This window comes from Microbacterium sp. zg-Y1090 (assembly GCF_030246945.1).
In the GTDB taxonomy this organism is placed as follows: Bacteria; Actinomycetota; Actinomycetes; order Actinomycetales; family Microbacteriaceae; genus Microbacterium; species Microbacterium wangruii.
The window spans coordinates 1350039-1374939 of record NZ_CP126742.1 but is presented as its reverse complement, the minus strand read 5'-3'; the positions used below and the strand labels follow the sequence as shown (position 1 = coordinate 1374939).

Below are 24901 nucleotides of genomic sequence, written 5' to 3'. Positions count from 1 at the left end.
GGGCGTCGAGCGGGGGCGTCGAGCGGACGCCGTTGCCGGCCGGTGTCATCGAGCACTCCGAGAGCGTGTTAGGCTATATCTCGTGCCGCGGGGTGGAGCAGTTCGGTAGCTCGCTGGGCTCATAACCCAGAGGTCGTAGGTTCAAATCCTGCCCCCGCAACAAGATGAAGAAGGCCCCCGCAACGCGGGGGCCTTCTTCTGTTTCCCGGAGCGGTTGCGCCACCGGTCCCACCACGGCATCCGCGATCGATCACTGCTGGTCGGGGTCGAGCACCTTCCCCATGTCCTCGAGGAAGCGCGTCACCGTCGCCAGCTGCTCGTCGGTGTAGTGGTCGGCCACCGCGCGCATGTCCTGCAGCCGACGGCCGAAGTGGTGATGGAAGTCCTGGCGGGTGCGGTCGGTCAGCGCGACGATGAGGGCGCGGCGATCCGACGGATGCCGGCGGCGCACGATGTGGCCGGATTCGCTCAAACGGTCGAGGAGCTTCGTCGTCGACGCGGTGGAGATCCGCAGGTGGCGGGAGACGTCGTGCGGGCTCACCGAGACTCCCCGCTGCTCGCGCATGATGAGCATGCGCAGCGCCGCCACATCCGTGGCGTTCATCTCCATCTCGTCCTTCATGCCGCTGTGCATGCGGTCGACGGAGTCGCTGAACGACCGCACCGCCTGCAGCGCTGATCGCACAGCCCGGTCGTGTCCTGTGGACTGCCGGTGCTCCGAAGTCATGTGGACACCCCCGCTCACCATCGGTATCATCGTGCCAGATCGCTAGATAAACTAGCAACCAGGAGTGCTAATGAATGATGAAGAGCTGGTCGTCCTCCTCGACGACGACGGACGCGAGATCGGCACCGCCCCGAAGGCGAGCGTGCACGGCACCGACACCGCCCTGCATCTCGCTTTCTCCTGCCACGTGCTCAACGACGAGGGCCAAGTGCTCGTCACCCGTCGCGCCCTGGACAAGAAGACATGGCCCGGCGTGTGGAGCAACTCCTTCTGCGGTCATCCCCGACCCGCCGAGACGCTGCTCGCCGCCGTGCGGCGCCGTGCCGACTACGAAGTCGGCCTGCATCTGACCGACATCGAGGTCACCCTGCCGTTGTTCCGCTACCGCGCCGTCGACGCGTCGGGCATCGTCGAGCACGAGATCTGCCCCGTCTACACCGCACGCGCGAGCGGCGAGCCGGTGCTCAACCCGCGGGAGGTGGCGGAAGCCCGCTGGGTCGACCCGGCAGACCTCGCCAAGGCGCTGACGGCCACGCCGTGGGCGTTCAGCCCGTGGCTGGTGCTGCAGGCCGAGCAGATGCGGGTGTTCGATGCGCTGACGCACTCCGGACGCGGTGCGCCGTGATCCCCCTCTCGGCGCAGGACCGCGCCTGCATCGACGGCGCCATCGACGCCGCGTTCGATCGCCTCGACAGTCGGCTCGAGTCCCTCACGGGCGACATGCGCCCCCTCGCCGGGGCGATGCGCCGCGCAGCAGCCGGCGGCAAGAGATTCCGCCCCGCACTGGTCGTGGCCGCCTACCGCGCCTGCGGCGGTGAGGCGCCCGGCGACCCGGTGTTCCAGGTCGCCGCCGCGTTCGAGCTGCTCCACACCGCGTTCGTCGTCCACGACGATGTGATCGATCGCGACACCGAGCGTCGGGGGGAGCCCAACGTCGCCGGGGAGTTCGCCGCCCGCGCCCGAGCGCAGGGCGTGCCGGACACGGGAGCGAACCTGCTGGGAGAGACGGCAGGCATCCTCGCCGGAGACGTGCTGCTGCACGAGGCGACCCGCATGATCGCCCTCGCCGAGCTGCCCTCCGCCGCGCGCGCCGCCCTGCTCGACCTGCTCGACGACGCTGTTCTCGTCTCGGCGGCGGGTGAGCTCTCGGACGTGTCGAACGCAGTGCGGCAGGACTGCCCCGACACCGCGGAGCTGCTGGTGACGACGCACGACAAGACCGCCGTGTACTCCTTCGCCGCTCCGCTGCGAGCGGGCGCGGCGCTGGCCGGCGCACCGGCTGCCACCGACGCCGCGCTCGGCCGATCCGGCGCTCTGGCGGGCCTCGCGTTCCAGCTCGTCGACGACCTCATCGGGGCTTTCTCCCCCGCCGCGCAGGCCGGACGGGCGGAGGGCGCGGACCTCCGTGCCGCGAAGCGGACGCCGCTGGTCTCCCTCGCCCGGGAGAGCGCGGCCTGGACACAGGTCGACGATGCGATCGCGCTGGCGTGGACCGGCCCCGTCGCGGTGCGCGACGCGCAGCGCGCGCTGGATGCCAGCGGCGCGCGCACCCGCCTGGTCGAGCTCGTGCAGGGTACGCTCGCCGAAGCCAGGGTCGCCGCCGCCGACGATGCACTGCCGTCGCCTGCGACGCTGCTGCTGGCGCAACTCTGCGACGCGATCGGAGCACGCATCCCGTGAGTACGGGTCTGGACCTCTACGACAGGGCGGCGCGCGACGCCGCCGCCACCATCATCTCGGCCTACTCGACGTCGTTCTCGCTCGCGACGCGACTGCTCGGCGCGCGGGTGCGCGGGCACGTCCGCAATGTGTACGCGCTGGTGCGGGTGGCCGACGAGATCGTCGACGGCCCGGGGGCCGAGGCGGGGCTCGCACCCGAGACGCTGCGCCGGGTGCTCGACGAACTCGAGGCCGAGACGCTGACCGCCCTCACCAGAGGGTTCTCGGCGAACCTCATCGTGCACGCGTTCTGCCGCACCGCGCGCGAGACCGGCATCGGCGCCGACCTGGTGCGGCCGTTCTTCGCATCGATGCGCACCGACCTCGACGTCGCCGCGCACGATGCCTCCAGCCACGACGCCTACGTGTACGGCTCCGCCGAAGTCGTGGGACTGATGTGCCTGCAGGTGTTCGTCAACGCCGGCGCGCCGGCTCCCACCACGCCCTCCCCCGCGCTGGTCGACGGCGCGCGACGACTCGGAGCGGCCTTCCAAGACGTCAATTTCCTGCGCGACCTCTCGCACGATTCCGGGGCACTGGGACGTGACTACCTCGGCGTGCGCGCGGGCGGCGCGACCCGCGCCGAGGTGCTCGACCGCATCGACGCCGACCTCGCCGCTGCGGCGGCGGTCGTGCCGCTGCTCCCCGCCGACAGCCGCCGCGCCGTGACGGCGGCCCACGATCTCTTCGCGAGCCTGGCGGCGCGTCTGCGCGCCGCCGGCGGCGAGGGAACCGACACCCGCGTGCGGGTGCCCGACCCGGTGAAGGCTACGCTCGCAGCGAGGGCAATGCTGGGCTTCGGCCCGAAGGGAGCGCGCACATGACGCGCACGGTCGTGATCGGCGGCGGAATCGCGGGACTGGCCACGGCCGCGCTGCTGGCCGAAGAAGGGCACGACGTCACGCTCGTCGAGGGCAGAGACGAGCTGGGCGGCCGCGCCGGATCGTGGGAGCGCGACGGGTTCCGGTTCGACACCGGCCCGAGCTGGTACCTCATGCCCGAGGTCTTCGACCACTTCTTCGCCCTGCTCGGCACGAGCGCGGCGGCGGAGCTCGACCTCGTGCCGTTGACCCCCGCGTACCGCGTATACGGCCAGCCGGAGCCGGGCACAGCCGCGGACCCGCTCGACATCGTCTCGGGGCGGGCCGAAGCGGTCGCGCTGTTCGAGCAGCGCGAGCCGGGCGCCGGTGCGCGTCTCACGCAGTACCTCGACTCCGCCGGCGACGCCTACGACCTGGCCGTCACCCGCTTCCTCTACGACACCTACGAGACCACCGCGGGACTGCGCGACCCCGAGCTGCTCAAACGTCTGCCGCAGCTGGCCCCGCTGCTCGCACGGCGACTGTCCACGCTGGTGGAAAGCCGATTCCAGGACCCGCTGCTGCGCCAGGTGCTCGGGTACCCCGCGGTCTTCCTCGGCGGCTCGCCGTACGGCGTGCCGAGCCTGTACCACCTGATGAGCCACCTCGACCTCGACGAGGGGGTGCTCTACCCGCAGGGCGGCTTCACCACCGTGATCGCCGCGATCGAGCGGCTCGCCCGCGCCCGCGGCGTGGAGGTGCGCACCGGCACGCCGGTCACCGGCATCCGCACCGCAGGTCGCGACGCGACCGGCGTGGACCTCGCCGACGGCACCCGCATCGACGCCGACGTGGTGGTCTCCACCGCCGACCTGCACCACACCGAGACCGCGCTGCTCCCGGAGCACCAGCGGGAGCGCCCGGAGAAGTGGTGGCGCTCGCGCATCCCGAGCCCCGGCGCGCTGCTGCTGATGCTGGGCGTCGAGGGCGAGCTGCCGCAGCTCGCGCACCACACCCTGCTGTTCGCCCGCGACTGGCGGGAGAACTTCTCGGTCATCTTCGGCCGCGACACCCGCATCCCGGAGCCGGCGTCGCTGTACGTGTGCCGCCCCAGCGCGACCGACCCGTCGGTCGCGCCCGAGGGCAGCGAGAACCTCTTCGTGCTGGTGCCGATCCCGGCCGACCCGAGCCTCGGCCGCGGCGGGATCGACGGCGACGGCGACGCCCTCATCGAGCGCGCAGCCGATACGGCTATCGCCCAGATCGCGCAATGGACCGGCATCCCCGACCTCGCCGAGCGCATCCGGGTGCGCCGCACCGTCGCACCGGGCGACTTCGCTGCCGACCTCAACGCGTGGCGCGGCAACTCTCTGGGTTTGGCGCACACGCTGTTCCAGAGCGCCATGTTCCGGCCGGGAAACGCCTCGAAGAAGGTGGACGGCCTCTACTACGCGGGCACGTCCGCGCTGCCCGGAATCGGCCTGCCGATGTGTCTCATCTCCGCCGAGCTCGTCCTCAAGCGCCTGCGCGGCGACCGCACCGCCGGCCCCCTTCCCGTCCCGGCGACCACGGGGGCGTGATGCCGGGGCTGTACCTGCTGGCGATCCTGCTGTCCGCCGCCGGGATCGCCGCGCTCGATGCGCGCTTCCGCCTCGCCTGGTGGCACGCGCCGGGGCGCACCGCGGCAGCGGTCGCGATCGGGGCGGCGTTCTTCCTCGCGTGGGACGCCGTCGCCATCGTCCAGGGGGTGTTCGTCAAGGGCGACAGCCCGCTGCTGCTCGGAATCGATCTCGCGCCGCACCTGCCGCTGGAGGAGCCGGTGTTCCTGGCCTTCCTGTCGTACCTGGCGCTGGTCTGCTTCCGCGGCGCACAGCGCCTGCAAGGGCCGCGGCGGTCGCAGGAGGAGACCGCGTGACCTACGCCCTCATCATCGTCCCGTTCGCACTGGTCACCCTGATCACCACCCTCGCCAGTGCCACCCGGCCCGACTTCGGGCGTCGCATGGCGGCGTCGGCCGTCGCTGCGGTGGTGCTGTTGATCCTCACGGCCGTCTTCGACAACATCATGATCGCCGTGGACCTCTTCACCTACCCGGAGCACAACATCAGCGGCATCCGCATCGGCCTCGCGCCCATCGAAGACTTCTCCTACCCGCTCTGCGCGGCGTTCCTCGTCCCCGCGGTGTGGACGCTGCTCACCCCGCGGAGCCGCGCATGAACGCCGCGACGCAGCTGCTGGTCTCGTCGCGCCCGGTGAGCTGGATCAACACCGCGTTCCCGTTCGCGGCGGCGTACCTGCTGACCACCCGCGAGATCGACACGGTGCTCATCGTGGGGACCCTGTTCTTCCTCGTGCCGTACAACCTGGCGATGTACGGCATCAACGACGTCTTCGACTACGAGTCCGACCTGCGCAACCCCCGCAAGGGAGGCGCGCACGGCGCCGTGCTCGACCGCAGCCTGCACGCCCCGACGCTGTGGGCGGCCGGGCTGTCATGCCTGCCGTTCGTGGTGTACCTCGTCGTGGTCGGCTCCCCCGCATCCTGGGCGGTGCTGGCGGCGAGCCTGTTCTTCGTCGTCTTCTACAGCGCCCCGCCGCTGCGGCTGAAGGAACGCCCCTTCGCCGACTCGATCACCAGCTCGATCCACTTCTTCTCCCCGGCCGTCTACGCGCTCGTGCTGGCGGATGCCGCGTGGACGTGGCAGCTGGTGCTCGTCATCGTGGCCTTCGGGCTCTGGGGCATCGCCTCCCACGCCTTCGGCGCCGTGCAGGACGTCGTCGCCGACCGCGAAGCGGGCATCTCGTCGATCGCGACCGCCCGCGGCGCCCGGTGGACGGTGCGCTTCGCGCTGGCCTGCTATGCGGCCGCCGGCATCGTCATGCTGTTCACCGCATGGCCGGGACCGCTCGCCGCCCTGCTGGTGCTGCCGTATCTCGCCACGCTCTGGCCCCACCGCTCGATCACCGACGACACCGCAGCGGAGGCCACGCGCGGCTGGCGCCGCTTCCTGTGGCTCAACCAGTTCGCCGGCTTCGGCGTCACGATGCTGCTGATCTGGTGGGTGGTCCTGCACCCCTGAGCCGTACGCCCACGACGAAGGCCCCCGGGTGTCCCGGGGGCCTTCGTTCGGTTCACGCCTCAGCGGAGCGCGGGGTCACTCCCCGTCGGTCGAGCCCTCGTCGCCCGTCCCGCCGGTGGTGCCGTTGGTCCCCTGCTCGCTCAGCTCGAGCAGCGTCTCGACAGCGGCGGTGAGCCGCTCGTCCGCCTCGGCGAACCCGGCCAGGTCGCCGGCCTGCAGCGCCGTCTGGCGGTCGACCATCGCCTGGCGGGCGGCCTCAAGGGCGCCCTCGTACTCGTCGACGGGGATGACCGGCGCGTTCGGATCCACCGGCGCGTCCGGATCGATCGGATCGGTGGGCGTCACGCCCTCGTCACCGGTCACGGCCCCGGAGTCGCCGCCGAACAGCACGTCCAGCGCATCCTGCAGCGTGTCCTCGAAGGCGACCTCGTCGCCGAAGCCGACCAGCACCTTCTGCAGGGTCGGCAGCTTCGTGGCCCCGGAGGACTGCACGAACACCGGCTGCACGTAGAGCAGGCCGCCGCCGACCGGGAGCGTCAGCAGGTTGCCGTTGAGCACCTGCGACTGACCCTGCTGCAGGATGTTCACGAACGACGACACGCCGGGGTCGGCGTTGAAGGTGTTCTGCACCTGTCCGGGACCGGGCACGGGCGTCTCGGCATCGACGATGAGCATGCGCAGCTTGCCGTAGTCCTCGGCTTTCACGCCGTCTTCGGCGCCGGCGTCGGAATCGACCGCGAGGTAGCCCATGAGCACGTTGCGCGTGTCCTCACCGCCCGGGATGAAGGTGGTGAACATGGAGTACGCCGGGTTCTCCTGGCCGGGCATCTGCATCGTCAGGTAGTACGGCGGCTGCAGCTGCGTGTCCTCCTGCGGGTCGTTCGGCGTCTTCCACGCGTTGTCGCGCTGGTACAGCGACTGCGCGTCCTCGACGTGGTAGTTGCCGAGCATGGCCCGCTGCACCTTGAACAGGTCGGTCGGGTAGCGCACGTGGCTCATCAGCTCGCCCGACATCTCCGAGATGGGCTCGAGCGTCGACGGATAGACGTTCTGCCACGCCTGCAGCAGCGGGTCCTCGGTGTCCCAGGCGTACAGCGTGACCGAGCCGTCGTAGGCGTCCACCGTGGCCTTGACCGAGTTGCGGATGTAGTTGATGTTGTCCAGCGCCACCGTCGGAGTGGGGTTGGTCGAATCCGAGATCGCGTCGCTCAGGCTCACCGTGCTGGAGTACGGGTAGTTCGCGCTCAGCGTGTAGCCGTCGACGATCCACACGATGCGCCCGTCGACGACGCTCGGGTACGGGTCGTTGTCGAGCTCCAGGTAGGGCGCGGCCTTCTGCACCCGGCTCAGCGGGTCGCGGTCGTAGAGGATCTGCGAGTCGTCGTTGATGGCGTCGGAGAAGAGGATGTCGGTCGCCTGGAACTTCAGCGCGTAGATGAGGCGGTTGAACATGTTGCCGATGCTCGGGCCGCCGTCGCCCTCGAAGGTCGTCTTCGTCTCGTTCGCGCCGTCCTCGCCGCTGGGGTAGTCCAGCTCGATGGGGGAACGGTCGGCAGGGGCGCCGACGATCGAGTACATCGGCGAGTATTCGCCGAAGTACACCCGCGGCTCGAAGCCGTCGCCGATGGCGGAGAGCTCGCCGGTGACGGGGATGCCTCGCTCGATGAACACCGGGTTGCCGTCGGCGGTGCGCTCGTTGCCCTTGGCGGCCACGAGACCGTACCCGTGGGTGTACACGAGGGTCGTGTTGTACCACGATGCCGCGTTGCCGAGCTGGGCGAGGTTGAGCTCGCGCACCGACACGACGGTGTCCTGCGACTGGCCGTCGATGTCGTAGCGGTCGACGTCGAGCGGGTCGGTGAACTGGTAGTACGACCGGTACTGCTCGATCTGACGCACCGTGGGGTTGATGATCGCCGGGTCCATGATGCGGATGGATGCCGTGGTCTCGGCGTCCTCGCGCAGCTGGCCGGGCTCGACGTCGGTGACCGCCTCGAAGTCGGTGCGCTCGAGCGTGTCGATGCCGTAGGCGGACTTGGTCGCCTCCAGGTTGCGCTCGAAGAACGGCATCTCCAGCGTCTGCTGGTTGGGTCGCACCTGCACGTTGAAGACGAACCACGGGTAGGCCACACCCACCACGAGCGACGACACGATCAGCAGCGCGGTCGCGATGAGGGGGTAGCGCCAGCGGCCGATGATCGCGGTGACGAAGAAGAGCACCGCGACCAGGGCGGCGATGACGGCGAGGATCGCCTGTCCGGGGATGATCGCGTTGACGTCGATGTAGCTGGCGCCGGTGATGCGGTCGCTGTCCTGCACGAGGCTGCGGTAGCGGTCGAGCCACAGGCTCGCGGCCTGCACGAGCAGGTAGAGACCGGCGAGCACAGCCAGCTGGATGCGGGCGGACTTCGAGATGCGCAGCTCGCGCTGACCCACGCGCACCGACCCGTAGAGGTAGGACACGACGGCGGTGACCAGCAGGCAGATCAGCAGCACGGCCGAGACGAAGCCGAGCACGGCGGTGTAGAACGGCATCGCGAACAGGTAGAAGCCGGTGTCGAGGCCGAACTCGGGGTCGGCCACATCGGTGGCCACGCCGTTGAGCCACAGCCACGTGGTCTCCCACTGCGACGACGCGGCGAAGCCGGCGAAGAAGCCGAAGAAGACCGGGATGCCCCACATCGCCAGGCGGCGCAGGGGCTCCACGACCTCCTGGTAGCGGTCCAGCTGCGAGCTGAGACGCGCGTACACCGGTCGCAGGCGATAGGCGAGCTGGATGGCGATCCACACCGGCACCGCCATGGCGAAGAAGCCGATGGCGAACATGGTCACCCGCGCGGTCCACTGCGTCACCAGCACGCTGTCGAAGCCGAGCTGCTCGTACCAGAGCCAGTCGGCGTACAGGTTGGAGAACGCGAAGAACGCGATCACCAGCAGCGCGATGATCGCGAGGGTGATCGTGATGGCTCTGCGGGAGGTGCTGGGCGTGGCCTGGTTCGGCGCTGAGGTCGTGGTCACCCCTCAATCCTAGGCGGCTCCGTTCCGCCGGGATGCCGAGCAGACGCCGAGAAACGATCAGCGGGCAGGTTCACAGGTGGGTAGGGCCGCCAGGTCGCCCTCGTCCCGCACCGTCTCGAGCACCTCGAGCGCGTCGTCGAGCGTCTCGACCGCGAACACCTGCAGCCCGTCGGGGACATGGCCGACGACCTCGCCGCAGTTCGCCGTCGGCGCGAGGAAGATCTCCGCTCCGGCATCCTGCGCGCCCCAGAGCTTCTGACGGATGCCGCCGATGGGTCCCACCTCGCCCGTGCCGACGATGGTGCCCGTTCCCGCCACGTCGGCGCCGCCGTTGAGTTCGCCCGGCGTGAGCAGGTCGATGATGCCGAGGGCGAACATCATGCCCGCGCTCGGCCCGCCGACGTTGTCGAGCTGGATGGTGACGTCGATCGGGAAGTCGTACGACTGCATGAGCGTCACGCCCAGCAGCCACAGCGTCTCGCCGTCCACCTCCTGCTCGGTCGGCGTGACCGACACGTCGCGGGTCTCGCCGTCGCGGCGCACGGTGAGGGTGACCGGCGCACCGGCGGCCTCGGCGACGACGGCCCGGACGGCCGCGGCATCGGCGACGTCGCGGCCGTCGACCGCCACGATCACGTCGCCCTCCTCCAGCAGATCCCGTGCCGCGGAGTCATCGGTGAGGGAATGCACCGTCAGCTCGGCGCCGACGTCGTACCCCAGCTCGCCCAGCGCCGCGGCGGTGGCCTCCTGCTGCGAGTCGACCATCATCGCCGAACTCTCCTCGCTGCGCTCCTCGCTGGTCTGGCCCCGCGGGAACACCTCATCGATGGGGACGACGGCGCGCGTGCGATCGAACCAGGCCAGTGCGAGTTCGAACCACGACGGCGGACGCTCGCGGTTGCCCTCGACCTGCACCGTCAGCAGATCCAGCGTGCCGGCCGTCGGGTAGGTCTCGGCGCCCTCCACCGAGATCAGCGGCACGTCGGTGCCGTCGGCGGTGCGCGCGGTGCCGAGGGTGTCGTACACGGGGCCGGGCTGCTGGATCACATACGCCGTCGGCAGGAAGGTGAGCACGAGCAGCACCACGAGTGCGACCACCAGGGCCCAGATGCCGGCGATGGTCCCCCGGGAGGGCCGCCGCCGCGGGGCGGGGACGATCGTGACGTTCTCATCGAAAAGGGCCACTGGCAGGCCTTCCTGTGCCGGGTCGTTCGCGACCGGTCGTTCGCGACCGGCGAAAACCTGCCGGGTGGTGCGAGGGGAGCGTGCCACTAGCGTAGAACGGGACATCCCCCACCTGCTGAAAGGCGCCCGACATGGCCGACGGCGAAGACCGCTCCCCCGAGGACGAGTTCCAGGAACTGATGCGTCAGCTGTTCGGCGGGCAGCCGGGGGCGCTGGATCCCGATCAGCTCGCGAGACTGTCGGGAATGGGCATCGACCCCGCCATGATGGCGACGGTCATGCAGAACCTGCGCGGCATGTTCGCGCAGGCGCCCGCGGACGGGATTCCCTGGGACATGGCCAAACGTCAGGCGCTGCACATCGCCAACCAGGGCGGCCTGGGCATCAGCAACACCGAGCGCGCCGACCTGGGTGAGGCATTCACCCTGGCGACGCTCTGGCTGAGCGAGGCCACCACCATCTCCGAGCTCTCCGCCCCCGCCCGCACCCTCACGCGCGGTGGCTGGGTGGAGGCGACCCTGCCGGTGTGGCAGGAGCTTGCCGAACCGGTGGCGCTGAGCATCGCCGATGCGCTCACGGACGCACTGGACGAGCAGGTGCCCGAGGAGATGCGCGCGGTCGTGCAGGGCGCAGGCAAGCTGATGCGCACCGTCGGCGGGTCGCTCTTCGCCGCTCAGCTGGGCGCCGTCGTGGGGCGACTGTCGACCGAGGTGGTCAGCGGCGGCGATGTGGGCCTTCCGGTCATGCCCGCCGGCGAGGCGGCGATCCTGCCGCAGAATTTCGCCGACTTCGGCCGCGACCTCGGCATCGCCGACGACCAGCTGGCCCTCTACCTCGCGACCCGTGAGCTCGCCCACGCGCGCCTGTTCCGCCACGCCAAATGGCTGCGCCTGCACGTCATCACCCAGGTGACCGAGTTCGCCCGCGGCATCCGTGTGGACACCTCGGCGCTGGAGGACCTCGCGGCGCGCTTCGACCCCTCGCAGCCCGAGGAGCTGCGTCAGGCTCTCGAAAGCGGCGCCCTCCTCCCCCAGCGCACCGAGGCGCAGACCGCCGCGCTCGGTCGCTTGGAGACCCTTCTGGCGCTCATCGAGGGCTGGGTCGACGTCGTCACCGACGACGCCACGGCGCGTCTGCCCGAGGCCTACCGCATCGCCGAGGTCGTGCGTCGCCGTCGCGCCGTGGGCGGGCCTGCCGAGCAGGCGCTCGGATCGCTCGTGGGGCTGGAGGTGCGACCGCGGCGCCTGCGCGAAGCCGCCGCGATGTGGCGCTCCGTGACCGACGCCGTGGGCATCGCCGGCCGCGACTCGCTGTGGGACTACCCCGACCTCATGCCCGGCGCCGCCGACATCGACGACCCCGCAGCGCTCGTCGCCCGCATGCAGGCGCACGCCCGGGGCGACGAACCCGAACGCGACGCGATGGACGAAGCACTCGAAGCGCTGCTGAACGATGCTCAGGCGGATGCCGCAGGCGGCGGCGCCGGGGCACCGGCGGATGGCGGAACCGAGGACGGAGCGGGCGACACGGACGGGGCGGCCGAGGACGACCCCGACGGTGACGCCGCCGGGCCCCGCCCGGTCTGACCCAGCGCCTCCTCCCCAGCGGGGCGCGCACCCGGCGGGGTGGGGACGCTGTGGACAGCCGCCCCGGCGGGCGCGGTCAGCGACGCACAATCGGCTCATGCTCCGACTGGACCCCCGGCATCCCCCGCTCTGGCGCAGCGAGACCAGCCTGCAGTTCGGCGTCGACGCCGTCGTCGTGCTCGACGACCTCGCCCCGTGGGAGGAGCGGATGATCGCCGTCCTCGCCGGCGGCATCCCGACTGCGGCGTACGACGCGTGCGCGCGTGCCTTCGGTGCGGACCGGAGCGCCGCGCTGCGGCTGCGCCGGGCGCTCGAACCGGTGCTGGGCGGGCGCGACGAGCCGCCACCGCCGGCGGTGCGGGTGGAGCTGCCCCACGACTTCCCGGGCGACCTCGCCGACGCCATCGTCGACGCCTTCGCCGAGACGGGCGCCGCGGCCGAGCTCGCCCCGTGGTGGGAGCTGCCCGCACGTGCGGTCGATGCGGGACCGCCGGTTGTGGCCGTCGGGGCCTACCTCCTCGACCCCCGGCGCGTGACGCGGTTCATGCGGGACGACATCGCGCACCTGCCGCTGCTGCTCGGCTCCGACCGGGTGCACGTCGGGCCCGTCGTCCACCCCGGCCGCACCGCCTGCCTGTCTTGCCTCCACGCGCACCGGCGTGACACCGATCCGGCCTGGCCCGCCGTCGCCGCCCAGGCCCTGGCGCTGCCCGTCCCGGCGACACCCCGGAGCATCCTCTACGACGCGGCGGTCATCGCCCGCCGGCTCGTCAGCGCGAGACCGGGCCGCGCGAGCCGGTCGGCGACGATCCACGCCCGCCACGCCCGCCCGACGTGGCACGCGCATCTGCCGCACGCAGACTGCCTGTGCCGATCTCCCGCACGAAGCGCGACACCGCTCGCTCCCGTTGTCCCGTTCCCCGCGCCCACGACAGCGAGAGGGTCTGCGCGGCGCGCGTGATTCCGACATAGGCGAGGCGCCGCTCCTCGTCGATGGTCTCGAGCGTCGTGGCGTAGGAGATCGGCAGCAGCCCCTCGGCCATGCCGATCAGGTGCACGTGCTTCCACTCCAGGCCCTTCGCAGCGTGCAGGGTGGCCAGCGTGACCGTGCGCAGCGACGGCTCGTGCTGATCCTTCGCGCGGGCGATGAGGTCGTCGGTGAAGGTGCGCAGCGTGGTTCCTGCCGGCGCCTCCTCGGCCAGCCGCAGGATCGCCGCCCGCGCCTCCCACGAGTCGCGCACCGCACCGCCGGCCGGCGGAGGCTCGTCGGTGAGCCCGGCCCGACGCAGGATGTCGCGCACCGTCGGCAGGAAGGCGGTGTCCAGCGGCGCGACCGTCGCGCCGCGCAGCTCGAGGATCGCCTGACGCACTTCGGGCAGATCGAAGAACCGCTTGCCGCCGAGCACCGTCGCCGCGATCTGCCGCTCGGCCAGGGCGGCGAGGATCGACGCGGACTGTGCGTTCGCGCGGTACAGCACGGCGATGTCGTCCGGATCGGTGCCGGCGGCGATCTGGGCCGCCACGGCACGGGCGACGCCCGCGGCTTCGGCCGCGTCGTCGGGATAGCTCGTCACCGTCGGGGTGGGTCCCGGCTCCTCCCCCGAGGCGGCGACGAGCGAGAGGGCGCCGGGACGGTCCCGCATGAGGTCGTTGGCCACGGCGAGGACCGCGGCATCCGACCGGTAGTTGCGCTCGAGCCGCACCACCCGGGCGTCGGGATGCCGCTCGGCGAAGCCCAGCAGGTACTGCGGATCGGCGCCGGCGAAGGAGTACACGGTCTGGCTGGCATCGCCGACGACGCACAGGTCGCGCCGCTCGCCGAGCCACAGTTCGAGCAGGCGATACTGCACCGGAGAGACGTCCTGGAACTCGTCCACCGTGAAGTGGCGGTACTGTTCGCGCACGGCGGCCGCCACGTGCGGCTCGGTCTCGATCATGCCCGCGCAGGCCAGCAGCACGTCCTCGAAGTCCAGCTGGTGGCGCTCGTCCTTCAGCTTCTCGTAGGAGCGCTGCAGATCGACCACCTGGGACACGTCGAGTCCGGCCACTCCCCGCGGGCGGGCGAGGGCGTACTCCTCGATGCTGCGCATCGTGACCTTCCGCCACTCGATCTCGGCGGCGACGTCACGGAGGGCGGCCGGTCCGGGATCGAAGCCCAGCGCGTCGGAGGCATGCGCGAGCATGCGCACTTTGCCGTTGACGATCGACGGGGCGCTGCCGCCGGCCAGCTGCGGCCAGAAGAAGTTCAGCTGTGCCAGGGCGGCGGCGTGGAACGTGCGGGCGGAGACGCCGGGCACCCCGAGCGCCCGCAGCCGTCCGCGCAGTTCGCCCGCTGCCTTGGTCGTGAACGTCACGGCCATGACCCGACCGGGCGAGTACGCCCCGGTGTCGACACCGTGGGCGATGCGGTGCGTGATGACGCGGGTCTTGCCGGTGCCCGCACCGGCAAGAACGCACACCGGCCCGCGCAGCGCGGTCGCCGCGGTCAACTGCGTCTCGTCGAGCCCGGCGAGGGGATCGATGCTCACCGTGCCTCCGCGTGCCACTGGGTGATCAGGCGACGGGCGATGGACGCAGGGCCGGGGAGAAGGACCTCTCCCCCACCGCCCAGGGCCGCACCGATCTCGGCGCGGTCGAACCAGCGCACCGCGACGATCTCCTCGCCGTCGGCCCGCGCGGCATGCTCGTCGTCGGCGACGGCGTGGAAGCCCAGCATGAGGGAGCGCGGATACGGCCAGGCCTGGGACCCCCCGTACCGCACCTGCGACAGCCGCACGCCCGCCTCCTCGTGCACCTCGCGGGCCACCGCCGACTCCAGCGACTCGCCCGCCTCGACGAAGCCCGCGAACGTGGAGTACCGGTTCTGCTGCGCCCACAGCGCGTTCGACCCCAGCAGCAGGCGCTTCCGGTCGGGGCTGCTGACGGCGACGATGACGGCGGGATCGGTGCGCGGGAAGTGCTGACGCCCGCAGCCGGTGCACGTGCGCGCCCAGCCCGAGGAGTGCACGCGAGTGGCCGACCCGCACGCGGGACAGAACGGCGCGTCGACGAGCCACCGCCCCAGGCTCAGCCCCGTCGCGAACGCGGGCGCGTCGACCCCGGCGAGATCGCCCCCGACGGTCCGCAGCGCACCCCAGCGCTCCCACCGGTGGGGCACGGGGGCGTCTGCGGCGACGGCGGCCAGCAGCAGCGCCGCACCATCGGCGTCGCGTCCGAGGAACGCCCAGTGCACCGCCGGGCCCTCCGGCTGAGCGGGCGTCACCCAGGCGATGGCGGCGTCGGATGCCAGCGGCACGCGGTCGCCGTGCAGCACCAGGACACGGGTGCCGGCATCGGCGCGCAGACGGTCGATGAGTCCCTCGTCGGCGCGTTCCTCCGCGGCGCGGTCGAGCCCGGAGGCAAGCGGCCACAGGGGCTGCGGGCTGTCGGGCACCGTCATCCAGGACCTTCCTTGCGGGCGTGGCGCGGGGGTGATCGGAGCGCGCGCAACCTACCCTGGTGGGCATGGCACGCTCACCCTTCACTCTAGCCGCGTCGGTCACGTCGGCCCTCCCCCGGGCGGTCGTCGTCGGAGTGGGTGAGTTGACCGAAGGCGCCGCCGGCCGCTTCGACGCGGCGGTCGCGGACCTCGATGACGGTCGCCGCGTCGTCGTGCGCGTCCCCACCTCCGCCGACGCCGCCGACGAACTGGCCGCGCAGGTGCGTGTGCTGCGGGCCCTGTCCGCCGGCGTCCGCGGCGTGCTGCCCTTCCGAGCCCCCGAGGTGCTGGGCGAGGCTGGCCTGGGCGCATCCCGTGTCGTGGTGTGCGACCTGCTGCCGGGCTACCGGGTCGAGGCCGCCCACGTGCCGCCCGGGCGCGGTGTGGCCGAGTCGCTCGGAGCGGCGATCGCCGATGTGCACGCGCTGCCGACGTCGGTCGTCCGCGACGCCGGACTGCCCTCGCGCACGCCGGCTCAGGTGCGCGACGAAGCCGAGCGGATGCTGGACCGCGCCGAGGCGACCGGGCTGCTGCCCTTCGCCCTGCTGCGCCGGTGGAGCACGGCGCTGGCGGCAGACGCGCTCTGGCGCTTCGAGGCCGCCGTCACCCTCGGCGGCGTCGAGCCCACGGCGTTCCTCCTCGAAGACGTCGACGACATCCCCACCGTGACCGGCCTGCTCGACTGGCACGGCCTCAGCGTCGGAGACCCCGCCGCCGACCTGAAGTGGCTCGCGAGCGCTCCCACCGCAGCGGAGGACGTCTACGGCGGCTACCTGACGCGCGCGCACCGGGCACCGGATGCCCGCCTGCGCGACCGCGCCCGGCTCCACGCCGAGCTGGAGTTCGCCAAGTGGCTCGTTCACGGCCACGCCGCGGGCAGCGAGAGCGTGGTGGCCGACGCCGTCGCGCTGCTGGAGTCGCTGGCCGAGGGGGTCGGCGAGACGCCCCTGGTGTCCACCGACGCCGTCGACGTCGACGACGCCCTCGCGAGCGTCGGCCGCATGTCCGACGCGACCGGCGAGATCGTCGACACCTCGATGCAGACCGATGCCTACGACCCCTCGACGCTGTCGATGTTCGCGCAGGACACCGCCGCCGACGACGGCGACCCGGCCGCGCAGGTCACCCAGCCCCTCGAACTCTCACTGTTCTCCGACGATGACGCCGGTTCCCCGGCGCCGCGCTCGGCGGGCACGGACCACGGCATGGACGATGCGCTGCCTTCCGAGGATCCCGGCTCGGCGCACGAGCAGGAGCGGGACGAGTCCGCGCGCAACGCGCTGCGCCGCTGGCGCGCCGCCGAGTAGCTCCCGCGCTCCGGCGCTCCCGCGGTCCCGGCCGTGCCCCGGGTCAGCCGCGCAGCACCACGCCGTCGGCGACGTACACCAGCGCCACGTCGATGTCTTCCAGCGGCACCCCGTGCTTGGCGTGATACGCCTGCCGGTACAGCTCCAGCTGCACCATGCGTTCACGGCGCTCGTCGTCGTTGCGCGGCGGACGCCCGGTCTTCCAGTCGACGATCTCGATGCGATCGGCGCGCCGGTAGACGGCGTCGAGCTTGCAGATGATGACGTGCTCGCGCCCATCGGGGCCGGGCATGGTGAAGTCGATCTCGGTTTCCACGGCGATGGGCCGCAGGGGCGCCCACTCCGTGGCCGCGAAGGCGTCCTTCAGCGCGGCCATCGCCTCGGCGTCGTCAGCCGACAGCCCCACGCCCCCGTCGGCCGCCTCGTCGTCGAGCTCCCACAGGGCGTCGTCGGCGGAGGAGCCCGCACCCACCAGCCCGGACCGGTGCTCGACCCACGCGTGGAAGAGGGTGCCCAGCCGGGTCTGGCGGTAGGGACGCTCGGGCAGCGGCCGCGCGATGGCGGCGACGGTGCCGGCGAAATCGGCGATGAAGTCCTTGTAGCGCGACGCCGGAATGCGCGTCGGCGCGGAGCGCACCCGGTCGGCGGCGCGTGCCGCCCGCTCGGCCAGCAGCAGTTCCAGCTCGGGCTGCGGCTCGACCGGCTCGGCTTTCCTCGCCCGCGCGACCGCCGTCGCAGCGGCCTGCACGGCGGGGCGCCGAGCACCCAGCGGGTCGATCGGCCAGCTCAGCAGCCGCCGCTCGCCGAGGTAGGGGTTCTCGCCGGCCTCCGGCGCCGGCGGCTCGAGGTGCAGGGCCTCGGCCATCTCCCGCAGGAACACGCTGGGTTCCCGGGCGCTGCGCGTCCCCGACCAGCTCGACCCGGACAGCAGCAGGTGATCGCGGGCGCGCGTCACGGCGACGTAGGCCAAGCGCCTGTCCTCCTCGAGCTGGCGGGCGCGTTGATCGGCGACGAACTGCTCGAGTGATGCCTTGAGCGCCTGCTGGGTGGGCGCGTCCTGCCTCGACCACTGCAGGCGCGGCAGCCACGGCGCGTCGCCGCGGAACTCGTAGGGCAGCACGCCGAAGCCGAGCCACCCCTTGGTGTCCTTCGCCGCGGTGGGCAGCTCGTCGGTGACCAGGCGCACCACGGCGACGGCATCCCACTCGAGCCCCTTCGAGCCGTGGATGGTGAGCAGCTGCACCACGTCGTCCTCGGGCGGCTCGGTGCGCGGAGCGAACTCGTCGAGCTTCTCGGCGTGGTCGAGCCATGCCAGCAGGCTCGAGAGCGACCCGGTCTCGTCGGCGGCGAGGAAGCCGTGCAGCTCGTCCACGAACGCGCGCAGCTGCTCGTTCGCGATGCGGGCAGGGCCCCGGGCCTCGTTCGCCGCGAGCTCCACGTCCAGCCGCAGCTCCAGCTCGATCAGCCGCACGAGTTCGGGGATGGGCAGTCGCGCCGCCCGGCGCAGGCCGGCGAAGACCGCGCCCGCCTCCCGCAGCCGCTCGCGGGCGGCGGGGGTGAATCCCGCCAGCCAGCCGTGGTCGGCGGGGTGGCGCAGCACGAAGTCGAGGGCGTCGATGAGCGAACCCTGGTCCTCGCCCGCCGAACCGCGCAGCCGCTCGGCGACATCGGGGTCCAGCGGCTGCAGCGCGTGGTCGTGCCGCACGATGCGGCGCGCCAGTTGCGCCAGGGCGCGGAGGTCCGCCAGGCCGATCGCCCACCGGGGACCCGACAGCAGCCGGATGAGCGAGGAACCGGCCGTCGGATCAGCGATGACCCGCAGCGCGGAGACGACGTCCACGACCTCCGGCGTCGACAGCAGGCCGCCGAGTCCCAGGATGCGGTGAGGGATGCCGCGGCGACCGAGGGCGTCGGCGAAGCGCACCATGTGCTTCTTGCTGCGGAAGAGGATCGCCCCGGTCGTCGGCCTGCCCGCCCGGGCGCGCTGACGACGGACGTCCTCGAACCACGCCGCCACGCGATCGGTCTCGGCATCCAGGTCGTCCTCGAACGCGATCCGCACGTCGCCGTCCGGGGCTCCGGGGCGGGCGAGCAGCTCGTCCACCGGCACGGGGGCGCCCGCCGACAGCGGTTCGAGCACGGCGTTCGCGGCCGTGAGCACCTGCCGGCTGTTGCGCCAGCTCGTGCGCAGCGCGAACCGTCCGCTGGCGCCGCCGTCGGCGAACGCCCGCGCGAAGTCCCCCAGGTTGCCGGCGCTGGCGCCGCGCCAGCCGTAGATCGACTGGTGGGGGTCGCCCACCGCCATCACCCCGGTGCCGCGGAAGAGCGTCGCCAGCAGGTCGGTCTGCACGACCGAGGTGTCCTGGTACTCGTCCAGCAGCACCACCCGGTAACGGTCGCGCAGCTCGTCGGCGACGGCCGGGTGGCTGCCGACCACTTCGAGTGCGCCGGCGACCTGGTCGGAGAAGTCGATGACGCCCAGCCGCGCCTTCTGCCGCCCGTACTCGGCGGCGAGGTCCGCCAGCAGCGACAGCGCGTCCACTTTGTCGGCCGCCCGCGCCACATCGGCGTACACGACGGTGCGACGATTCTCCGATGGCCGCTCCAGCACGTCGGCGAAGCGGGCGGGGAACGCGGCGAGGTCGGGCAGCGGAACGAGGTTGTCGACGCTGTCGCGGGCGATGCGCAGCGCCGCATCGATGAGGGTGCGCACCGATTCGCCGCGCTCCTCGAGCCGCGGATCGTCGGAGGAGAGCACGACCCGCCGCATCAGCAGCCAGGCGGCGGAGTCGCTGAGCACGGCCGCCTCGCCGTCGCGCCCGATGCGCACGGCGTGCTCGCGCACGATGGCGTCGGCGAAGCTGTTGTAGGTCGCGACGGTGGGCCGCAGGAGGAGCGATTCGTCGTCACCGCCGGGGGCGACGGCGCCGGTGTGCGCCGTCAGTGCCGCCAGGGCGGCCCGGCGCTCGGCGTCCGTCGTCGCGGCGGCGAAGACGTCGAGCCGGCCCTCCGCGTGCAGCCGCGGCAGGTGGGGCACGAGACCACGCCGCTCGAACTCGGCGAGGCGCTGCAGCCGGCGCTGGATGCGCTCGGCGAGTTCGCCCGCCGCTTTGCGCGTGAAGGTGAGGCCGAGCACCTGGTCGCGCCGGACGAGCCCGTTGGCCACGAGCCACACGACGCGTCCGGCCATCGTCTCGGTCTTGCCGCTGCCGGCCCCGGCGACGACGAGGCCGGGCTGCAGCGATGATTCGATGACGGCGGCCTGCTCGGGCGTCGGCGGGAACTGCCCGAGCGCTGCGGCGATGACGTGGGCGGGGATGACGGTGCTCACGAGCTCACCGCTCCGATCGTGTGGATGCGGCACAGGCCGTAGGAATGCTCATCACGGCAGTGCTCCTCGTAGGGGGCGACGAACGCGTCGCCGCGCATGACCTCGACGGCGGCGACGACGCGGGAGACGAACGCGGCACGGGATTCGTCGTCGAACGGCAGCTGCCGGGGTGTCACGTAGTCCTTGGATGCCGCGGACGGGCGCAGCACGAGAAGCTTGGCGCCGCCGGGGCGGGCGCCTTCCGGCGCGGGCACGGCTCCGGTCTCGAACGCCAGCTGATAGGCCGCCAGCTGCGGGTTGTCGGCGACGGCCTTGTCGGTCTGCGGCTCGGTCTTGCCTGTCTTGAGATCGACGATGACCACCTGACCGTCGGGGCCGATCTCGACGCGGTCGATGTAGCCGCTGAGCAGGGCGCCGTGCTCTGCGGCATCGGGAAGCGCGATCGGCACCTCGAAGTGCGGTTCCGCGCTGACCAGACGCACCCCGTCGCGCTCGGCGTCGCGCAGGTAGCGGTGGAGCCGGCGGACGAGGTCGCGGGCGCGGGTCTGCTCGGCGCGCGCGCGCCACACGGCGTCGAACTCGAGTTCGCCCCAGCGCTGCGCCACGATGTCCCACAGCCCCTCTTCGTCCAGACCCGCCCCGTGCTCGAGCGCGGCGTGGATCAGGGTTCCGAGGCCGGCGACCGAGCCCCCCGGGTCGCCTCCCAGGTCGCCGATGACCCAGCTGAGCTGGCACTCCTCCAGCGCCTGCAGCCGCGACGGCGAGACGCGCACGTCTTCCTTCTCGAGGTCCCGCAGCGGCGCGGTGGAGGTGGGCCCGGCGACGCCGTACCACTGTGCCGGATCGGCTCCGGCGACGCCCGCGTCGGCGAGCAGGGCCAGCTGGCCCGGGGCGGCCGCGCGTGCCGCAGCCGGTGCGGCGACATCGGTGAGCGCTCGACGGTGCAGCGCCACGAGCCCACGCAGGGTGAGCGGATGCTCCGCTTCACGCGGAGCCGGCTCCGGATCGGGCAGCAGCTCGAACAGCACGCTCGGCCCGGTGTCGTCGTCGTCCACAGCCGTCACGATCAGTCGCGAGGTCGCACGGGAGACCGCACGGGCGAACAGCCTCAGCTCGTCGTGCATCGCCTGGCGCCGGCGATCGAGCACATCGGTGGCATCGTCGCCCGCGACCGCACCCGCGAGCCGCCACGTCTCCAGCAGGCTCCCGCGCAGGCGGGTGTTGGGCCAGACGCCCTCCTGCACACCCGCCACCACCACGGTGTCGAACTCCAGGCCGAGCGAACCCGCGGGGGTGAGCACCCGCACGGATGCCTCGGGGGGCGGTGCGGTGAGGCGGTCCTCGGCCACGTCGCTGTCGAGGATGCTGCGGACGAACGCCAGCGGCGGCGCACCGTCCTCACGCTCGACCGCGCGCTTGGCGGCTTGGAACAGCGCCACCACGGCGTCGAGGTCGCGGTTGGCCTGCTCGGCGAGCGGTCCGTGCCCGGCGGCGGCCTCGGCCCACGGGGCCTGCAGTCCCGACCGCTCCCACGCCGTCCACAGCATCTCGTGCACCGTGGCTCCCGCCGCGTGCTGCGAAGCGAGACTCTCGAGGGTGCGCGCCGCCCGCGCGGCGCGGCGTGCCTCCCTGGTGTCGACGAGGTCGAGTTCGAGCGGACGCGCCATGCCGGACACCACCAGCTCCTGCCCGCCGCGCTCCCCGCCGGCGACCAGCTCCGCCTGGCGCAGGGCTGTGCGCAGCCGCCGCAGCTCGACGGGGTCCATTCCGCCGGCGATGCCCAGCAGCACGTCGGCGACGTCGTCGTAGGCCCACTCCGAAGACGGACGGGCGGACAGCTCGAGCAGTCGCAGCAGGTCGCGCACGGGGCGCAGCACCCCCAGGGCCCGACCGGGACCGCTGGCACGGGCGGGCACCTCCCGCGCGCTCAACTCCGCTTCCAGCGCGGCGACCTGACGGGTGTCGTGGGCGATGACGGCGCACCGATCCCACGCCACCCCGTCCCGCAGGTGACGCTCGCGCAGCAGGCGCGCGATGGCGTCGAACTCCTCGGACGGAGAGCGCAGCGCGAACGCACGCACCGTGGCATCCGGTACGACGGTGTCGTCCGGGTCTGCCGGGCGCAGGCGATGGCTGACGATGCCGACAGCGCCGATGCGCTCGGTGACCGCCGCCAGCAGCGCCCGTTGCGCGGGAGAGCCGCGATGGGCGCCGGTGAGCACGATCGGGTCCGCCGCTGCGGCCAGGCGCGCGAAGTTGCGCGGCGAGGCCCCCCGGAAGCTGCCCGAACCGACGTCGGGATCGCCGAACGCCGTCACGGCGATCCCCAGGGCGCGGCACGCCTCCAGCAGCTCCACGCCGCCGAGGGTGAGCTCCTGCGCGTCGTCGACGAGCACCACCCGCACCCCGGCGAAGGCGCCGAGCGCCGGTGCACCGGGAGCGCTCGTGCGCAGGATGCCGACGGCTTCGCGCACGAGTCCCGCAGCGTCGCGATGCGCTCCCCGCATGTCGGCGCGGACACGCTCGTACTCGATCGCGAAAGAGGCCAGCGACCGCCAGGCCGGCAGCTGCAGCCGCTCCCCCAGCGCGTGCAGGCGCGACGGGGCGACGCCGAGCGTCGTGCACTCGGCGAGGAAGGTGCGCACCTCGGCCCGGAACCCGGCCGTCGACCGGATGGGGGCGGGCAGCCATTCCGGCCACCGCGACGAGCCGGTGGCTTCGTCGTCGGCGTCACCGGCGAGCAGCTCCTGCACCAGCTGGTCTTCGTCGGCGCCGGTGAGCAGCTGCGGAGGCTCGGCACCCGCATGCACTTCGGCTCCGCGCACCAGTTGGAACGCCAGCGACGCCACCGAGCGTGCGAGCGGGCCGGCGGTCGCCCGCCCGATCGCCAGGGCGAGGCGATCGCGCAGCAGCGTGGCCGCGGTGCGACTGGCCGTGAGCACGACGATAGCGTCGGGATCGACCCCCGCCTGCACGAGCGCGTGCACGCGCGCCACGAGGGTCGCCGTCTTGCCGGTTCCGGGCGCGCCGACGACCACCGCCGAGGCACCGGGCTCGAGGGCCAGCACGCGGCGCTGAGCGGAGTCCGGGACGAAGGCGGCGTCGGTGCCGGCTTCGGGTGCCGGCTGCTGAGTCTGTCGCATCGCATGCCACGCTAACCCGCCCCGGCGACATCGCCCGACGCACGGCCCCGTTCGCCGACAGCGAGCGGCCGCGTCGGCGCCGCCTCGCGGGTGCCGCCGTGTCGTAGAGTCGGAATGCGCCCGCGGCGATGGCCGGGGCCGGAAAGGCAGTCACCCGTGGAGATCCGCATCGGCATCGTCAACACCGGCCGTGAGCTCGGCTTCGAGACCAACGAGTCGGCCGACGCCGTCAAGAGCTCGGTCGCGCAGGCTCTGGAGTCCGGCGCCACCCACGTCAGCTTCGCCGACGTGAAGGGCAACTCCTACATCGTGCCCACCGCGACCCTCGCCTACATCGAGATCGGCACCGAGGAGTCGCGCCGCATCGGCTTCGTCGGCTGACCCGTGCAGATCCTTCTCGCCCTCATCGCCGGGGTGGTCGTCGGCTTCGGCGCGCACTTCGCCGTCGGCGGCCGCGACACCCGTGGCGCGGGCCTCGCCCCTGTCTTCGGCGCAGCGATCGCCGGCGTGGTCTGGACGGCGATGACCTGGGCCGGAGCGGGCATCGACACCCCGTGGATCTGGCTGGCCTCGTTCGCCGCGCCGGCGGTCGTGCTCTTCCCCCTGCTCCCCGTGCTCACCCGGCGCCGTCTGCGCGACGATGAGGCGGAGCGCGCGCGGCTGCGGATCGGCTGAGCGTCCGCGGCGTCGGATCCGTCTCCGCGAGACGCCTCAGGCGTCGAGGCCCATCGCACCCATGCGGCGCGAGTGGGCGGCCAGCAGGTCGGTGAAGACCGGCTCCACCTTCTTCTCGTCGGCCTCGTCGAGGATCGACGGACGCAGTGCCGCGCGTGCCACCAGAAGCGTGTCGCCCACGAGGCGTCGCCCCCACAGCGCCAGCAGCGAACGCCACTCCTCGTCGGAGGCGATGGCGGCCACGATCATGTCCTGGATGGCCTGCCGGTCGTCCGCCGCGCCGAGGATGCCGGCGGCCTCGCGACCGGTCTCGCCGTAGCTCGATGCCAGCGCGAGGTAGAAGTCGTCGAGCATCCCGGCGGTGATGTGCACCGAGAGCATCGTCTCCAGCGGCCGGGCGCCGTGCGTCGCACGCCGGAACGCGTCGAGCTGCTCCCGGAACGGGAGCATGATCTCCAGCGCGTCGTCGCCGCGGTCGCGGATGAGGCGCACGAGTCCCCGGTGCTTGAGCAGCGCGGCGCCGGCCGCGAGCGACAGCGACTCCTTCTGCGCCAGCTCGGGGGTCGGGGCGATGAGCGCGCTCAGCGTCTCGAAGTACCCCAGCTGCAGATAGGCGGCCTGCCCGAGGAACGTGTCGACGTCGGGCGCGAGCGCTTCGAAGTCGACACGACGGGCGCCGCCGGCATCGCCGCGCGAGCGCAGGGAGAGCGTGCGCGCCGCAGGACGCGTGCGCTGGAAGAACCACCGGGCCACGGTCCCACGATACGCACCCGCAGGGGCGTTCGAGCATCTCCGGTAGGCTGGAAGTGCCCCGGCAATGGATCGGGGCCCCGCGCCTCCGGCTGAGTGAAA

The 24901-nt window shown here is 72.5% G+C and carries 19 protein-coding genes and 1 tRNA gene; 12 read left to right on the top strand and 8 right to left on the bottom strand.

Annotated features, from left to right (window positions below; genetic code table 11):
* The first annotated feature begins 86 nt into the window (after positions 1–86).
* Positions 87–160, top strand: a tRNA-Met gene (locus QNO26_RS06455).
* Positions 161–250: 90 nt separating this feature from the next.
* On the opposite strand, the gene QNO26_RS06450 is transcribed toward QNO26_RS06455, so the two are convergent.
* On the bottom strand, positions 251–727 hold the full coding sequence (locus tag QNO26_RS06450; RefSeq protein WP_257531255.1) for a MarR family winged helix-turn-helix transcriptional regulator: 477 nt from the start codon (positions 725–727) through the stop codon (positions 251–253).
* A gap of 70 nt (positions 728–797) precedes the next feature.
* On the opposite strand from QNO26_RS06450, the gene idi reads away from it, so the two are divergent.
* From idi to QNO26_RS06415, 7 genes are read left to right on the top strand one after another with little or no spacing between them, the layout of a single operon-like run.
* Positions 798–1352 (top strand): isopentenyl-diphosphate Delta-isomerase, encoded by a 555-nt coding sequence (gene idi, locus QNO26_RS06445; RefSeq protein WP_257638327.1) that lies wholly within the window; start codon positions 798–800, stop codon positions 1350–1352.
* On the top strand, positions 1349–2407 hold the full coding sequence (locus tag QNO26_RS06440; RefSeq protein WP_257531259.1) for a polyprenyl synthetase family protein: 1059 nt from the start codon (positions 1349–1351) through the stop codon (positions 2405–2407). Before idi ends, QNO26_RS06440 begins: the two co-directional genes overlap by 4 nt.
* Positions 2404–3270, top strand: coding sequence for a phytoene/squalene synthase family protein (locus QNO26_RS06435; protein ID WP_257531261.1), 867 nt, complete (start codon positions 2404–2406; stop codon positions 3268–3270). The genes QNO26_RS06440 and QNO26_RS06435 overlap by 4 nt, the downstream gene beginning before the upstream one ends.
* Positions 3267–4826, top strand: coding sequence for a phytoene desaturase family protein (crtI, locus tag QNO26_RS06430; protein ID WP_257531263.1), 1560 nt, complete (start codon positions 3267–3269; stop codon positions 4824–4826). Before QNO26_RS06435 ends, crtI begins: the two co-directional genes overlap by 4 nt.
* Complete coding sequence (locus QNO26_RS06425) at positions 4826–5161, top strand: lycopene cyclase domain-containing protein (protein WP_257638326.1); 336 nt, start codon at positions 4826–4828, stop codon at positions 5159–5161. Before crtI ends, QNO26_RS06425 begins: the two co-directional genes overlap by 1 nt.
* Entirely contained in the window at positions 5158–5463 is a 306-nt protein-coding gene (locus tag QNO26_RS06420; RefSeq protein WP_257531268.1) for a lycopene cyclase domain-containing protein, read from the top strand. Before QNO26_RS06425 ends, QNO26_RS06420 begins: the two co-directional genes overlap by 4 nt.
* Positions 5460–6326, top strand: coding sequence for a prenyltransferase (locus QNO26_RS06415; RefSeq protein WP_257531270.1), 867 nt, complete (start codon positions 5460–5462; stop codon positions 6324–6326). The genes QNO26_RS06420 and QNO26_RS06415 overlap by 4 nt, the downstream gene beginning before the upstream one ends.
* A gap of 75 nt (positions 6327–6401) precedes the next feature.
* Here QNO26_RS06415 and QNO26_RS06410 read toward each other — a convergent pair whose 3' ends face one another.
* Both QNO26_RS06410 and QNO26_RS06405 read right to left on the bottom strand, forming a co-directional pair.
* Positions 6402–9344 carry a UPF0182 family membrane protein gene (locus tag QNO26_RS06410; RefSeq protein WP_257531272.1) on the bottom strand — a complete coding sequence of 981 codons (2943 nt, stop codon included), beginning with the start codon at positions 9342–9344 and terminating at the stop codon, positions 6402–6404.
* A 57-nt stretch (positions 9345–9401) separates the two neighbouring features.
* Positions 9402–10529, bottom strand: coding sequence for a YlbL family protein (locus tag QNO26_RS06405; RefSeq protein WP_257531274.1), 1128 nt, complete (start codon positions 10527–10529; stop codon positions 9402–9404).
* Positions 10530–10660: 131 nt separating this feature from the next.
* On the opposite strand from QNO26_RS06405, the gene QNO26_RS06400 reads away from it, so the two are divergent.
* Positions 10661–12115 (top strand): zinc-dependent metalloprotease, encoded by a 1455-nt coding sequence (locus QNO26_RS06400; RefSeq protein WP_257531276.1) that lies wholly within the window; start codon positions 10661–10663, stop codon positions 12113–12115.
* Positions 12116–12885: 770 nt separating this feature from the next.
* Here QNO26_RS06400 and QNO26_RS06395 read toward each other — a convergent pair.
* Positions 12886–14643 (bottom strand): ATP-dependent helicase, encoded by a 1758-nt coding sequence (locus QNO26_RS06395; RefSeq protein ID WP_257531278.1) that lies wholly within the window; start codon positions 14641–14643, stop codon positions 12886–12888.
* The gene (nudC, locus tag QNO26_RS06390) at positions 14640–15554 is read right to left on the bottom strand and encodes an NAD(+) diphosphatase (RefSeq protein WP_257531280.1); all 915 of its coding nucleotides are present in this window, start codon (positions 15552–15554) and stop codon (positions 14640–14642) included. Before nudC ends, QNO26_RS06395 begins: the two co-directional genes overlap by 4 nt.
* A gap of 65 nt (positions 15555–15619) precedes the next feature.
* On the opposite strand from nudC, the gene QNO26_RS06385 reads away from it, so the two are divergent.
* On the top strand, positions 15620–16900 hold the full coding sequence (locus tag QNO26_RS06385; protein ID WP_257531282.1) for a phosphotransferase: 1281 nt from the start codon (positions 15620–15622) through the stop codon (positions 16898–16900).
* 43 nt (positions 16901–16943) lie between these two features.
* Here the strand turns inward: QNO26_RS06385 and QNO26_RS06380 are convergent, their stop codons facing one another.
* On the bottom strand, positions 16944–20231 hold the full coding sequence (locus tag QNO26_RS06380) for an ATP-dependent helicase (protein WP_257638325.1): 3288 nt from the start codon (positions 20229–20231) through the stop codon (positions 16944–16946).
* A complete protein-coding gene (locus QNO26_RS06375; RefSeq protein WP_257638324.1) occupies positions 20228–23374 on the bottom strand; it encodes an ATP-dependent helicase in 3147 nt (1048 codons plus the stop codon). Before QNO26_RS06375 ends, QNO26_RS06380 begins: the two co-directional genes overlap by 4 nt.
* Before the next feature lie 156 nt (positions 23375–23530).
* Here QNO26_RS06375 and QNO26_RS06370 point away from each other — a divergent pair, with 156 nt between their 5' ends.
* Together QNO26_RS06370 and QNO26_RS06365 are read left to right on the top strand one after the other, a co-directional pair.
* Positions 23531–23755: a DUF3107 domain-containing protein gene (locus tag QNO26_RS06370; RefSeq protein ID WP_257531288.1), complete on the top strand. Its 225-nt coding sequence runs from the start codon at positions 23531–23533 to the stop codon at positions 23753–23755.
* Positions 23756–23758: 3 nt separating this feature from the next.
* Positions 23759–24049, top strand: a complete 291-nt coding sequence (locus tag QNO26_RS06365; protein ID WP_257531290.1) for a hypothetical protein — start codon at positions 23759–23761, stop codon at positions 24047–24049.
* Positions 24050–24085: 36 nt separating this feature from the next.
* On the opposite strand, the gene QNO26_RS06360 is transcribed toward QNO26_RS06365, so the two are convergent.
* Positions 24086–24802 carry a ferritin-like domain-containing protein gene (locus QNO26_RS06360; RefSeq protein ID WP_257638323.1) on the bottom strand — a complete coding sequence of 239 codons (717 nt, stop codon included), beginning with the start codon at positions 24800–24802 and terminating at the stop codon, positions 24086–24088.
* Between the last annotated feature and the right edge of the window lie 99 nt (positions 24803–24901).

Bases quoted from the DNA above. Each gene is read 5' to 3' on its own strand.
- QNO26_RS06450 (WP_257531255.1), bottom strand. From the start codon at position 727: ATGACTTCGGAGCACCGGCAGTCCACAGGACACGACCGGGCTGTGCGA.
- idi (WP_257638327.1), top strand. From the start codon at position 798: ATGAATGATGAAGAGCTGGTCGTCCTCCTCGACGACGACGGACGCGAG.
- crtI (WP_257531263.1), top strand. From the start codon at position 3,267: ATGACGCGCACGGTCGTGATCGGCGGCGGAATCGCGGGACTGGCCACG.
- QNO26_RS06425 (WP_257638326.1), top strand. From the start codon at position 4,826: ATGCCGGGGCTGTACCTGCTGGCGATCCTGCTGTCCGCCGCCGGGATC.
- QNO26_RS06415 (WP_257531270.1), top strand. From the start codon at position 5,460: ATGAACGCCGCGACGCAGCTGCTGGTCTCGTCGCGCCCGGTGAGCTGG.
- QNO26_RS06400 (WP_257531276.1), top strand. From the start codon at position 10,661: ATGGCCGACGGCGAAGACCGCTCCCCCGAGGACGAGTTCCAGGAACTG.
- nudC (WP_257531280.1), bottom strand. From the start codon at position 15,554: ATGACGGTGCCCGACAGCCCGCAGCCCCTGTGGCCGCTTGCCTCCGGG.
- QNO26_RS06385 (WP_257531282.1), top strand. From the start codon at position 15,620: ATGGCACGCTCACCCTTCACTCTAGCCGCGTCGGTCACGTCGGCCCTC.
- QNO26_RS06375 (WP_257638324.1), bottom strand. From the start codon at position 23,374: ATGCGACAGACTCAGCAGCCGGCACCCGAAGCCGGCACCGACGCCGCC.